Genomic DNA, 11,757 nt, shown 5'->3' on the forward strand with positions numbered 1-11,757 from the left:
TGATGGCCAACAGTGTGCTCGCACCAGTCCAAGAACGCGGTCGTGCGGCCCTCGAACGGTTGGGCCTGCCAACCCGTCGGCAGGAGCCCTGGCGACTGACCGACCTGAAGCGGCTTGAGTGCATGGCGGCGTTGCCGCTCAGTGCAGATGCCAGTGATGGATCATTGCCGTTCAGTGCTGATGGCGTGTTGCGTCTCGTTCTGAATGGTCAGGCCAACCCTCTTGAGGGTTTGACCTTGCCGCCCGGCATCAGCGTCCTCTCCGAAGCAGAGCTCAAACAGGCTCTCGGGCATACGCTCGACCGCTGTGGCTGCGCCGAGGCTTGGCCTGTGGAGTTCAACCACGCCAGAAGCCGTCAGGTGCTGGCTCTGCGCATTCGTGGTTCGGTTCCACCGCTTGAAGTCGTGCTGACCGGTGGCGATGGACTCACAGCGACGCGCGTGCTCCTTTTGCTTGAAGAGAAAGCCTCGCTCGATCTGTTGGAGGTGGTGCTCGCAGATGGGACCAACGCTCACAGCCACGTGATCGAAGTCCATCTGGGTCAGGAATCCCAATTGCGACACGGCTTCCTCGCGATGTCTAGCGGAGCCGCCTCTCTGTTGACTCATTGCGCTGTGGAGCAAGAGCCCCGCAGCCGCTATGCCTTCACGTCGGTGGTGCAGGGCTGGTCGCTCGGCCGGTTGGAACCGCGCGTCGTTCAGGTGGATGGACAGGCCACCACCACCATCAAAGGGTTGGCAGTCACAAGCGCAGAGCAGCAGCTCGCCACCCACACATCGGTGAGTTTCAACGGCCCTGAAGGCGAGCTGGATCAACTGCAGAAATGTCTGGCGGCCGATCGTTCGCACACCATTTTCAACGGTGCCATCAACGTTCCTCGCGAAGCGCAGCGCACCAATGCCGCTCAGCTCAGCCGCAATCTTCTTCTCTCCGATCGCGCCAGAGTCGACACCAAGCCTGAACTAGAAATCGTTGCTGACGATGTGCGCTGCGCTCATGGCGCGACGGTCTCGCAACTTCAAGAAGACGAGCTCTTCTATCTCCAGAGTCGAGGCATCGGTGCTGCTGACGCCGCAGCATTGCTTTTGCGTGGAGCCTGCCAGGAGATCATCGGGCAGCTGCCGGAAGCGGCCCAGGTCTGGAGCCCGCTGGAGCGGGTCATGGAAGGACTGAGCTCATGACGCTGATGCAGTCAGCTCAGTCGCAGGCGGATCTCGGCGTCTTGCTGGCCCGGACCCGTGCCGATTTCCCGATCTTGGATCAGCAGGCTTCCGATGGCAGGCCGCTGGTTTATTTGGACCACGCTGCCACCAGCCAGAAGCCGCGTCAGGTGCTTGAGGCTCTGCAGCGTTACTACAGCGCCGACAACGCCAACGTGCACCGTGGTGCCCACCAGCTCAGTGCCAGGGCAACCGAATCGTTCGAGGCAGCCCGCGCGACAACCGCTGATTTCGTTGGTGCAGCCAGCGCCACTGAAATCGTGTTTACCCGCAATGCCACTGAGGCAATCAACCTTGTGGCGCGCACCTGGGGTGATGCCAATTTGCGCGAAGGCGATGAGGTGCTGCTCACGCTGATGGAGCACCACAGCAACCTAGTGCCTTGGCAGCAGCTGTCTCAGCGCACCGGTTGCGTGCTTCGTCACGTCGGCGTCACTGAGACCGGTGAGCTGGATCTCGATGATTTCCAAGCCAAGCTGAGCCCGCGAACCCGCCTGATGAGCCTTGTGCACATCAGCAATGCTCTGGGCTGTTGCAATCCGCTGGACGTGATCATTCCTGCGGCGCATGCCGTCGGCGCTTTGGTGCTCGTGGATGCCTGCCAGAGCCTGGCTCACAAGCCCATCAACGTGGCGTCTCTCGATGTTGATTTCCTTGTGGGCTCGTCCCACAAGCTCTGCGGACCTACGGGGATGGGCTTCCTGTGGGCACGGCAATCGCTTCTTGAAGAGATGCCGCCGTTCCTCGGCGGCGGCGAGATGATTCAGGATGTGTTCCTCGATCACAGCACCTGGGCGTCGCTCCCTCACAAGTTCGAGGCGGGAACACCAGCTATCGGTGAAGCTGTGGGTATGGGTGCCGCCATCCGTTATCTGCAGTCCATCGGGCTAGACACCATTCAGGCCTGGGAAGCCCAGCTCACGGGGCATTTGTTTGAACGCTTGCGGGGTATCGACGGACTGCGCATTCTTGGGCCGACTCCTGATCAGCAGTCCGGTCGCGGCGCCTTAGCCACCTTCCTGGTTGAGGACGTGCATGCCAATGACATCGCCGCCATGCTCGATCTGGCGGGCATTTGCATCCGCAGTGGTCATCACTGCTGCCAGCCTTTGCATCGCCATTACAACGTGACCGGTTCTGCGCGAGCGAGCCTCAGTTTCACCAGCACGGTGGATGAGATTGATCGCTTTGCGGACGAACTTCAGAGCGTGATCGCGTTTTTCCGCGAACACGCCTGAAGCATCCGCTCATCACGCTGGTGCGTCGCTGTTGGTGCGACGGCGCCCAAGGCTCAGACCCAACAGCAGGGAGGTCAACGTCAGCACCAACGCTGCAGCGCTGAAGCGAGGCAGTCCCCAGCTGATAATCAGTAGAGGTGAGAGTGCGGTCACCAAGCCCCCACCCAGAAAGGGTTCAAACAGCAGTTGCTTGAAGGAAAAGGCTTCCATGGCTCTGCTGCGTCCCCATGGATCGGCCATGCGCAGCAGCAGCAGTCCTGTGGCGGTCACGCCCGTTGCCTGACCGAAATCGGCGATGCCTCGTTCGAACCAGTGATCGCGGAAGATGCGCGGCGCTAGCCAGAGGAAAGCGCAGACGTTCCAGCTCAATCCCGCGATGGCCAGGGCCAGGAAGGGGATCCAGTTGTCTTCGAGCAACGGCAGGTTCAGGCTCGCCATCGCTGCCGTGATCAGCAGATCCATGGCGAGAGATCCCACACTGGCCTGAGCCACAGCGGACACCAGCTGTGTCTGCTGGGCGCGTTGCAGGATCATCTGCACGATCAGGCCTCCCACCATGGTCAGAGGGAATACGGGAATGGCCTGGAGCAGCTTGGCGGTTTCGGGTCCACCGAACACTCCCCCCAATCCGGTGAGACTGGCTTTGAGAAGGATGCCCAGACCCACCGCACCTCCGGCGAGCGCCACATTCACGGTCAACGAGTCGATGGTCATCGACCGGGCTGATTCCGGCTGGATCGTGCCTGCTGCACGTTCCAGACTCAGACGCTCATCGGCGGAGATGGGGTCCTGGTCTGTGCTCTTCAAGCCCTTGCGAGTGCGCCCGGTGGCGGTGGTGCCGTCTGGATCTCCGCTCACCAGCCAGTTGCGTCCGCGCCCGATCACCACGAGGGCGCTCCCCAGCAAAACGGCCGTGAGCACGCCCACTGTTGCCATGGCCAGACCCAGCGTTTCACCAGCCGGAAGCCCGAGTTCGCTGAATGTCGCTCCCATCCCTGCCGCCGTGCCATGGCCACCTTCGAAGCCCACTTCGATCAGTGCCGCCAACAAGGGGCTCGATCCGAGCAAAGGCTGGAGCACCAGCAGAACCAATAGGCCTCCCACCAGGTACTGGCCGAAGCCGAGCACCATGCCGAAGGCGGTCTGCCCTGCCGCCCGATTCCAGATCACTCGAGGGCTCGGCAAGGTCTGGCCGAGGAACAGCGTTGCGAAGACCAGTGCAATCAACACTCCAGGGGTTTGACCCCAGATCCGGTAAACCCGCTCGGGAAAGATGGACCAGGGACCGAAAGGACCGATCAACAGTCCGAGCAGTCCTGCCACGAGGGCTTCCGGAATGCCCAGAACCCTCAGCCAGCGCAGCCTTTGCCGTAAGGCCATCCCCAGGAGCAGCAGCAGACTGAGCCCGGAGAAGGCCACGAGAACATCAAACAGCTTGAGTTCCAAGCCCGCATTGCAAGTGTGGGCAGGTTGCCATCTCCCGTGGTGCGCTGGTCGTGGCGGGAAGCGGGGAGGCAAATTGATCAAGGTTCTCCGTTCACCCCCGCGCATGAACATTGACGGTCAGGCCTGGCGCACTATCGGCCTGGAACCGGATGGTCGATCGGTTTGGGTGATTGATCAGACGCAGCTTCCTCATCACTTCTGCACCCGCACCCTTACCAGTTGTGACCAGGCGGCCTCTGCGATCAGCACGATGGTGGTTCGCGGGGCTCCGTTGATCGGCGTGACGGGTGCCTATGGCCTGATGCTTGCGCTACAGGTCGATCCCAGCGATGCGGCTTTGGTGGCGGCCTTCGATCAGCTCAATGCCACCCGTCCGACGGCAATCAATCTTCGCTGGGCCCTGGAGCGGGTGCGTGACCGTGTGATCTCGTTGCCCCTCAACGAACGTGCGGCAGCCGCTAGGGAGGAAGCCGGTTTGATTGCAGATGAGGATGTGGCCATGTGCTCGACCATCGGTGATCACGGTCTCGGGCTGTTCCAGCAGTTGGCGGCGGCTCGTCCCCCTTCCCGTCAGGATCAGCCGTTTCAGGTGCTGACCCACTGCAATGCCGGCTGGCTTGCCACCGTGGACTGGGGGACAGCTTTGGCGCCGATCTACAAGGCCCATCGCGCTGGGCTGAAGGTGCACGTGTGGGTTGATGAGACCCGCCCCCGCAACCAGGGCGCTTCCCTCACGGCCTACGAACTTGCCTGTGAAGGGGTGCCGCACACCGTGATCGTCGATAACGCGGGTGGTCATCTGATGCAGCACGGAGAGGTGGATGCAGTGATCGTGGGCACCGACCGCACCACCCGCCGTGGGGATGTGTGCAACAAGATCGGCACCTATCTGAAGGCGCTCGCAGCCCACGACAATCACGTGCCCTTCTATGTGGCGTTGCCGGCCTCCACTATTGACTGGACCCTGGATGACGGTGTCGCTGAGATCCCTATCGAAGCGCGGTCCGCCGCTGAGGTGACGGCGATTCAAGGTCGGGTGCTCACAGGGGGCGCTGCCGGTGAGCTGGCTCAGGTGCAGCTCACGCCGGATGGGAGTGATGGATTCAATCCAGCCTTTGATGTGACTCCAGCACGGCTGGTCACGGCCTTGATCACCGATCGCGGTGTTGCCGAAGCCAGCGAGCCGGGGCTTCAGGGGTTGTACGGCTGTGGCTGATCCACAGCACCAGCTGCTGCTGCGTCAGCAGCTGGTGAGCGTCGGTCGTCGCATGAACGACATCGGTCTCAATCAGGGAACTTCTGGAAATCTCTCCGTACGCATCGAGGGCGGGATGTTGGTCACCCCGAGCTCGCTTCCCTATGAGCAGATGCAGGCCAATGATCTGGTGGCCCTTGATCTGAAGGGGCAACCGCTGCAGTCAGGCCAGCGACGACCGTCATCCGAATGGCGACTGCATGCGGATGTGCTCGCTTCACGCCCCGAAGCGATGGCCGTGCTTCATTGCCATCCCATCCATGCCACCGCTCTGGCATGTCATGACCGCGGCATTCCCGCCTTTCACTACATGGTGGCTGTGGCCGGAGGGGACGACATCCGCTGTGCTCCTTACGCCACCTTCGGCACCGCTGAGCTGTCGAACCACGTGGTGACAGCTCTGGTGCAGCGCCATGCCTGTCTGCTGGCCCGGCATGGACTGGTGACCTTGGGCGCTGATTTGGAGGCGGCTCTGCGGTTGGCGGTGGAGGTGGAGACTTTGGCGCGAATGTATTTGCAGGCTCTCCAGCTGGGCGCTCCTCCGCTGCTGACAGCAGCGCAGATGCAGCAGGTTCATGCCCAATTCAAGGGCCTGCACTACGGACAACAGGATCAGAGTCCGAGGTGATGACGGAAGAACGTTTCCGTGGCTTCCAGAACTTGGACCTTCACCGCGCTGTCTCGGAAGCCGTGGCCTTCTTCGGCGAAGGTCTGCACGTCAACCGGGATGCCCTTGGCCCTAAGGGCGGCTGCCATCCGTTCGGTCTGCTCAGGAACGACGACCTTGTCTTGCAGGCCCTGGAAAAAGATCACGGGGCATCGAATCCGATCGGCATGCTGCAGTGGTGAGCGTTCCTCGTAATGCGACTGTTCCTGCGGCCATCGACCCACCAGGGTGTCGAGATACCGCGCTTCAAACCGGTGGGTTTCCTTGGCTAAGGCACTGAGGTCACTCACTGCGTAACGACAGGCTCCAACGCGGAAGACATCGGTGAAGCAGAGGCAGGCCAGGGTGGTGAAACCCCCGGCACTGCCTCCTTCAATGGCGATCCGCTCCGGGTGTGCCTTGCCGGCTTGCACCAGTGTCGTTGCGGCGGCGGCACAGTCCTGCACATCCACCACCCCCCAACCGTTATTGAGACGTTCCCGGTAGGACCGTCCAAAACCGGTGGAGCCTCCGTAGTTGACATCCACCACCCCCCAACCGCGGCTGGTCCAGAACTGAATGCCCAGGTTGAGGCCGCGGCGGGCCATGGCGGTGGGTCCGCTGTGGCTCTTTACCAGCAAGGGCGCTTCTTGGTTTGCGCCTGCGTTGGGCGGGTAATACCAGGCATGGGTGCGCTGACCGTTGGCGCCTTCAAACCACAATGGTTCCGCGGTGCTGATGGCGTCAGGCTCCAACACCGCCTCGGTGGCAGGGGTGTGCCACCACGTGCCGCTGTGAAGGTCCAGCTCCAGGAGCCCCTGGCCGATGCTGTTGTTGCTGGCGATGGCCACGGCTCGTCCGGCATCGGCATCAAGATCCGCAAGGTCGTCGAAGGGCTGAGCCACCGGGCTGGTGCCGCCATCACTGGACAGCCGTGTGAGCTGCCAACGCCCCTCGGTGCAAATCGCAGCCAGCAAGTGAGTGCCATCCCAGGCGGTGGTGCGCATGCCGAACACCCACTGGGGCATGGCGGTTTCCGCCTGCATCGGCCAGGGACGCGCCCAGTTCTGGTCGTTATCAGAGGCACTGGCACTGCCGTGGTTGGCTTGGCGTAAGAGGTTCCACCAACCGCTTGAATCCTCCGCAGCCACCAAGGTTCCGTCTGGCAGCCAGAGGGGTTGAAACACGGAGATGCGCTTCTTTGCGCTGGGGCGGCTGCCTGCCAGGGTGTGGTGGTTCCCAAGTTGGCCTTGGGTGTCGATCGAGGCGCAATGCAGCTCTGAGGCATCCCAGGGCATCGCCGGCTGCTGCCATTCCACCCAGGCCAGCTGTTGAGCATCCGCACTGATGGCTGGATAGCCGGCGAAATCAGCGGCGCTGTGCAGCACGAGCGGTTCTTGATCGCTCCGATTCAGAGCAGCGCTCACGAGGTGGTCGCGTCCATCCCGCTCCAGCACACCAAGCCACCGCTGTCGCTGCAGATCGATCACGCCGCCTCCCAGGGAACCCGTGCCTGGTGCAGTCAGGCGTGTGAGCGCTGATGCGGCTGTGAGGGCCGTTGGCTGCGGCGATAGCAATCCTTGCCAGCTCTGCTGCCAAAGGCAGCGGTCCTGGTCGTCAACCCAGATGAGGAGCAGTTCGTCCCCGTTCGCTGCTGCGGAAAGAGGCCCACCGCCGTATTCATGAATGCGGCAGCGCAGGTTGGTGGGTGCCGGTGTTAGTTCCTGCGGCGTGATGTCGGGCTGGCCCCAGGGCCTGATCAAGGCCGTGGTGCGCCCTTTCTCTTGAGGGCGCTGTTCCAGCCACAGCACCCAGTTCCCCAGCAGTCGGGGCTCTTTGAACGCCGGAGACCGTCCAAGGGCAGTCCGGGCGGAGAGAGGCTGGGGACGGCTCATGGGAACGTTTCGTGCTCAGAGGAGACTGCCTAAGATCAGCGCAGACAGGACGCAGGTTGAGACCTTGGCAAGGAGCTTCGCCCAGTTGGCACGATCTGCGGAAAAATCCGGCTCGACGGTGGCTGTCCCGAAGACACCTCTTGAAGTTCCCCCGCTTGAGATCCACACGCTTGGCGATGACGTCTTGCGTCTCGATGCCCGCCGGATCGGCAAGGTGGATGCGACTGTGCGCGATCTGGCCCGCGACATGTTGCGCAGCATGTACACCGCTCGTGGGATCGGCCTGGCGGCGCCTCAGGTGGGAGTCCATAAGCAGTTGCTGGTGATCGACCTGGATCCGGAGAACGCCAGCACGCCACCGTTGGTGCTGATCAATCCTGAAATTGTTTCCGCCAGCGCCAGCCTTGACACCTACGAGGAGGGCTGTCTGAGCATTCCCGGGGTGTATCTCGATGTGGTGCGTCCCAGTGCTGTGCAGGTGAGCTACCGCGATGAGATGGGGCGTCCCCGCACCATGAAGGCCGATGGATTGATGGCCCGCTGCATCCAGCATGAGATGGACCATCTCACCGGCGTGCTGTTCGTGGACCGTGTCACGGATGTCGGGGGACTCGACAAAGAATTAAAGGATCATGGCTTCCAGTCCTCTGACGTTCGCGCCCTCTCCTGATCCCATGCCGATGAAACCTCTTGCAGGGCTGTTTTTGGCCCTCGCCTGTGTGCTGGGCATCGCCGCCACCGGAAGCGTCTTTGAGCTCTCCTATGGAGACCCTGATCTGGGGGTCGCTACAACGCGCTGGATTTTGGGTCTGAGCCTTCCCGCCACCGTCGGGTCACTTCTGGTTGCGATTCGGCTGAACAAACCGGCCTGAACCCGCAGACGCAGCACCTCCTCACTTTTACGATCCCAACACATCCTTCTGCTCTGATGGCCCGTCTTCGGATCGCCGCTGCCGCTCTCGCTGTCTTCGGCTCCACCCTCATCACGGAGCTGAACTCCTCGGTGCGTGCGCAGGGCTCCCTATTCACTTTCGCTGATGTAGACGAATCGAAATTCGTTCTTGTAGCAGCACCGATCGGCTCTGGGCCCAGATCTCAGCTCAACATCTACGAACAGAGAACCAGTGCCCGTCCCTGTTACGAGGTCAAGGGAAGTGCTCCTGCCGTGGTCGATCCCCTGATGGCGACATTCGACTTCACCGGGATCTGCAACCGCTACATCGATGGCAATGGCTATTCCCTGCGCATCGGTGGAGACGACCTGGGCACGCGCTATCGACTCTCGGTGACCAAGACGGCTGATGACATTGAGTTGATTGCCGTTCCCACCAAGAATCCAGCCCAACCCACGCTGGTGGTGGCTAAAGCCGGTGGTCCTGGCAACGGTTTCATCCAGCTAGTGCTTGAACCGGGCTGGAGTTTGAAGCGTCGTCAGTACGGCACCAAAACTTTGGGCCATCTCTACGTGTATCGCGATGCCATCCAGCCAGCCGCTGGCGTTGAGGAGCAATCGGCTGATGCGGAGGCTGCTGATGCGGAGGCCGCAGACACCACCCAAGACGGTGGCGCTGAAATGACTCCCTGAGGCCGCTTGCTAAGTTGGAGAGCTTAAATCCCTGCTTGTTGAATGACTCAGGTCACGGTCGGCGAAAACGAAGGCATCGAGTCGGCTTTGCGCCGGTTCAAGCGTCAGGTCTCGAAAGCAGGGATCTTCGCTGACCTCAAGCGTCTGCGTCACCACGAGACCCCGATCGAGAAGTACAAGCGCAAGGCTCAACAGCGCCGTCGCCGTCGCTGATCCGCGCACCGAACAGGCTGAAAGTTCGGTATTTCGGCCTGTTGGCGTCGTCTCTTTCTGCGCCGAGACTGAGTGAAGAGACGAGGCTGATCATGGGTCGCAAGTTCGATGAATTCCGTTCCTGGGTGATGGAGACCTTGTCTCATGCCATGGGCAATCCCAGGGAAGAAAAGTTGACCAACCCTCCGGCCATTGGCCCACAGCCCTACAGGGATGTGCCTGTGCATGGCCGCTGAGGTGCTCTTAGGTCATTCGTGGTGATCTGGCGTCAGGATTGCTCGAGATCAAAACTTCGAAAACAGAGCGCTGACGCCAGGTCGGCAACATCGACTGATTCGCTAGCGCGAAGGTCGGCAACGCTCCTGGCCACACGCAGCAGGCGCAATCCACTGCGAAGGCTCAGCCTGCGGGCATGGACGACGGCTTCCCAGCGATCGATTGTTTCGGCACTGAACTGACCGCTCTCGTAGAGCGCTTTGGCGTCGAGGTCTCGGTTGGTCCTTTGATCTGGATTCCGTTCCATCATTCGTTCTCTCGCCTGCAGGATCGTTTCCGCATTCAGGCGCGGCTCCAGATCTGTCGCGTCCTCGCCGAAACAGTGCCGCAGGTTGTCGGCAGCGGGAACCTCCAGTTTCAGTTGAAGATCCAGGCGGTCCAGCAGGGGGCCCGACAGTCGATTCCAGTACCGCTTGCGCTTGAGCTCGCTGCATGTGCAGCGGGGATCCCCGGCCCATCCGCAGGGGCAGGGATTGGTGGCAGCCACCAGAGTCACGCGACTAGGAAAGCGACAGCGCTGACGCGATCGGCTGAGCCAGATCGCTCCCTCTTCTAAAGGCTGCCGGAGTTGATCCAGCAGAGATCTGGGAAATTCCGCCATTTCATCAAGGAACAACACGCCTCCATGGGCCAGGCTCAGTTCTCCTGGGCGTGGATGCGCGCCACCCCCCAGCAAGGCCGCTGATGTAGTGGTGTGGTGCGGACTCCGGAACGGCCGCGTACGGATCAATTGCCCATGACCTCGGGTTAAGCCGGCAATGGAGTGGAGCCGAGTGATTTCTAGCGACTCTTGCCGTTTCAGGGGTGGAAGCAGGGCTGGCAATTGATGCGCCAGATGTGTCTTGCCGCAACCAGGCGGCCCCACCAACAACAGGTGATGTCCGCCCGCGGCAGCAAGGGCCAGTCCTTGCCGTGCCACGCGCTGGCCCGGGAGGTGTGCCAAGGGGGTGTTGGGTGAGGAGCAATTGGGTGATGAGCTGCTGGTCGGAGGTGGGGGCGGGGCCGATGGCGTGGCCAGCATCGATGCCTTTGAAGGATGGTTTTCGCCGAGTTCCCTGCTCACCTTGAGACTCTTCACCAGGTCATGCAGTGTGTTGGCGCTGATCACAGTCAGGTCGTCCACCAATGAGGCCTCTGCGGCGTCCTCGCCGGCCACGACAAGCCCGCGTGCCTTCTGCTCAGCGGCCTGGCAGGCAATCGCGAGAATGCCGCGGCAGGGCCTGATGCTCCCGTCCAGTCCGAGTTCGCCAGCGCACCAGAGTCCACGCAGGACGGTGGCATCCAGTTGTCCGCTGGCCACCAGTAGTGCTAAGGCGATGGGCAGATCGAAGCAGGGGCCCTCCTTCCGCAGGTCGGCAGGTGCCAGGTTCACCACCACCCGCACCAGAGGACCGCGGAAACCGCTGTTGCGCAGCGCGGCTCTCACCCGTTCGCGTGATTCCTGGATGGCAGCATCGGGTAGTCCCACCAGCTGGAGGCCAGGCAGTCCAGGGGCGAGGTCGACCTCCACAGTCACAGGGATGGCGTCGAATCCGAGCAGAGATGCGCTGAGGCAGCGTGCCAGCATTGGCTTGGTTAGGCGGTGCACGGTTCATGTGCCCCGCCTGTCTCATTTCCCCCTGCATGCGAGCTTCTGCGCCATGGCCGAGGACACGATCTTTTCCCGCATCCTGCGGGGCGAGATTCCCTGCGATGAGGTCTACAGCGACGACCGTTGCCTCGCCTTCCGCGACGTCGCGCCTCAGGCTCCGATTCATGTGCTGGTGATCCCGCGCGAGCCGATCCCCAGCCTGCGTGAAGCCAGCGATCAGCACGCTGCTCTGCTCGGTCACCTTCTGCTGGTTGCCGCCAAGGTGGCAAAACAGGAAGGTCTGGATGACTGGCGGACGGTGATCAACAGCGGCGCTGGCGCAGGGCAGACTGTGTTTCACCTGCATGTGCACGTGATCGGCGGTCGTGAGCTCGCATGGCCTCCCGGCTAGG

General features: G+C 62.0%; 13 protein-coding genes. 10 read left to right on the forward strand and 3 right to left on the reverse strand.

From position 1 onward, the window contains the following. Positions 1-2 precede the first annotated feature (2 nt). Both sufD and SynA1825c_RS02920 read left to right on the forward strand, forming a co-directional pair. The gene (gene sufD / locus SynA1825c_RS02915; protein WP_186470207.1) at positions 3-1,181 is read left to right on the forward strand and encodes a Fe-S cluster assembly protein SufD; all 1,179 of its coding nucleotides are present in this window, start codon (positions 3-5) and stop codon (positions 1,179-1,181) included. Beyond that, positions 1,178-2,458, forward strand: a complete 1,281-nt coding sequence (locus SynA1825c_RS02920) for a SufS family cysteine desulfurase (RefSeq protein ID WP_186470208.1) — start codon at positions 1,178-1,180, stop codon at positions 2,456-2,458. The genes sufD and SynA1825c_RS02920 overlap by 4 nt, the downstream gene beginning before the upstream one ends. 12 nt (positions 2,459-2,470) lie before the next feature. Here the strand turns inward: SynA1825c_RS02920 and SynA1825c_RS02925 are convergent, their stop codons facing one another. After that, positions 2,471-3,904: a sodium/glutamate symporter gene (locus SynA1825c_RS02925; RefSeq protein ID WP_255478436.1), complete on the reverse strand. Its 1,434-nt coding sequence runs from the start codon at positions 3,902-3,904 to the stop codon at positions 2,471-2,473. 103 nt (positions 3,905-4,007) lie between these two features. Between SynA1825c_RS02925 and mtnA the strand changes: the two genes are divergently transcribed. Both mtnA and SynA1825c_RS02935 read left to right on the forward strand, forming a co-directional pair. Next, positions 4,008-5,120: an S-methyl-5-thioribose-1-phosphate isomerase gene (gene mtnA / locus SynA1825c_RS02930; RefSeq protein WP_186470210.1), complete on the forward strand. Its 1,113-nt coding sequence runs from the start codon at positions 4,008-4,010 to the stop codon at positions 5,118-5,120. After that, positions 5,113-5,787: a class II aldolase/adducin family protein gene (locus SynA1825c_RS02935; RefSeq protein WP_255477040.1), complete on the forward strand. Its 675-nt coding sequence runs from the start codon at positions 5,113-5,115 to the stop codon at positions 5,785-5,787. The genes mtnA and SynA1825c_RS02935 overlap by 8 nt, the downstream gene beginning before the upstream one ends. Here the strand turns inward: SynA1825c_RS02935 and SynA1825c_RS02940 are convergent. Then, positions 5,772-7,700: a S9 family peptidase gene (locus tag SynA1825c_RS02940; RefSeq protein WP_186470211.1), complete on the reverse strand. Its 1,929-nt coding sequence runs from the start codon at positions 7,698-7,700 to the stop codon at positions 5,772-5,774. The two genes, SynA1825c_RS02935 and SynA1825c_RS02940, sit on opposite strands and share 16 nt — an antisense overlap. Positions 7,701-7,764: 64 nt before the next feature. On the opposite strand from SynA1825c_RS02940, the gene def reads away from it, so the two are divergent. The 5 genes from def (at position 7,765) to SynA1825c_RS02965 (ending at position 9,734) form a co-directional block, all read left to right on the forward strand. Then, positions 7,765-8,370, forward strand: a complete 606-nt coding sequence (gene def / locus SynA1825c_RS02945) for a peptide deformylase (protein ID WP_186470212.1) — start codon at positions 7,765-7,767, stop codon at positions 8,368-8,370. Positions 8,371-8,374: 4 nt separating this feature from the next. Next, positions 8,375-8,572, forward strand: a complete 198-nt coding sequence (locus tag SynA1825c_RS02950) for a hypothetical protein (protein WP_186470213.1) — start codon at positions 8,375-8,377, stop codon at positions 8,570-8,572. 56 nt (positions 8,573-8,628) lie between these two features. Then, on the forward strand, positions 8,629-9,285 hold the full coding sequence (locus SynA1825c_RS02955; RefSeq protein ID WP_186470214.1) for a DUF3747 domain-containing protein: 657 nt from the start codon (positions 8,629-8,631) through the stop codon (positions 9,283-9,285). Between the two features lie 42 nt (positions 9,286-9,327). Beyond that, positions 9,328-9,498, forward strand: a complete 171-nt coding sequence (gene rpsU / locus SynA1825c_RS02960) for a 30S ribosomal protein S21 (RefSeq protein ID WP_006043142.1) — start codon at positions 9,328-9,330, stop codon at positions 9,496-9,498. A 92-nt stretch (positions 9,499-9,590) separates the two neighbouring features. Beyond that, positions 9,591-9,734 carry a hypothetical protein gene (locus SynA1825c_RS02965; protein ID WP_186470215.1) on the forward strand — a complete coding sequence of 48 codons (144 nt, stop codon included), beginning with the start codon at positions 9,591-9,593 and terminating at the stop codon, positions 9,732-9,734. A 32-nt stretch (positions 9,735-9,766) separates the two neighbouring features. On the opposite strand, the gene SynA1825c_RS02970 is transcribed toward SynA1825c_RS02965, so the two are convergent. Then, on the reverse strand, positions 9,767-11,341 hold the full coding sequence (locus SynA1825c_RS02970) for a YifB family Mg chelatase-like AAA ATPase (RefSeq protein WP_186470980.1): 1,575 nt from the start codon (positions 11,339-11,341) through the stop codon (positions 9,767-9,769). Positions 11,342-11,414: 73 nt separating this feature from the next. Here SynA1825c_RS02970 and SynA1825c_RS02975 point away from each other — a divergent pair, with 73 nt between their 5' ends. After that, positions 11,415-11,756 carry a histidine triad nucleotide-binding protein gene (locus tag SynA1825c_RS02975; RefSeq protein WP_186470981.1) on the forward strand — a complete coding sequence of 114 codons (342 nt, stop codon included), beginning with the start codon at positions 11,415-11,417 and terminating at the stop codon, positions 11,754-11,756. The last annotated feature ends 1 nt before the right edge of the window (position 11,757 follow it).

Origin of the sequence: Synechococcus sp. A18-25c, from assembly GCF_014280035.1 — a bacterium.
Taxonomy (GTDB): Bacteria; Cyanobacteriota; Cyanobacteriia; order PCC-6307; family Cyanobiaceae; genus Synechococcus_C.

Bases quoted from the DNA above. Each gene is read 5' to 3' on its own strand.
- sufD (WP_186470207.1), top strand. From the start codon at position 3: ATGGCCAACAGTGTGCTCGCACCAGTCCAAGAACGCGGTCGTGCGGCC.
- mtnA (WP_186470210.1), top strand. From the start codon at position 4,008: ATGAACATTGACGGTCAGGCCTGGCGCACTATCGGCCTGGAACCGGAT.
- SynA1825c_RS02920 (WP_186470208.1), top strand. From the start codon at position 1,178: ATGACGCTGATGCAGTCAGCTCAGTCGCAGGCGGATCTCGGCGTCTTG.
- SynA1825c_RS02975 (WP_186470981.1), top strand. From the start codon at position 11,415: ATGGCCGAGGACACGATCTTTTCCCGCATCCTGCGGGGCGAGATTCCC.
- SynA1825c_RS02970 (WP_186470980.1), bottom strand. From the start codon at position 11,341: ATGCTGGCACGCTGCCTCAGCGCATCTCTGCTCGGATTCGACGCCATC.
- SynA1825c_RS02950 (WP_186470213.1), top strand. From the start codon at position 8,375: ATGCCGATGAAACCTCTTGCAGGGCTGTTTTTGGCCCTCGCCTGTGTG.
- SynA1825c_RS02940 (WP_186470211.1), bottom strand. From the start codon at position 7,700: ATGAGCCGTCCCCAGCCTCTCTCCGCCCGGACTGCCCTTGGACGGTCT.
- SynA1825c_RS02965 (WP_186470215.1), top strand. From the start codon at position 9,591: ATGGGTCGCAAGTTCGATGAATTCCGTTCCTGGGTGATGGAGACCTTG.
- SynA1825c_RS02955 (WP_186470214.1), top strand. From the start codon at position 8,629: ATGGCCCGTCTTCGGATCGCCGCTGCCGCTCTCGCTGTCTTCGGCTCC.
- rpsU (WP_006043142.1), top strand. From the start codon at position 9,328: ATGACTCAGGTCACGGTCGGCGAAAACGAAGGCATCGAGTCGGCTTTG.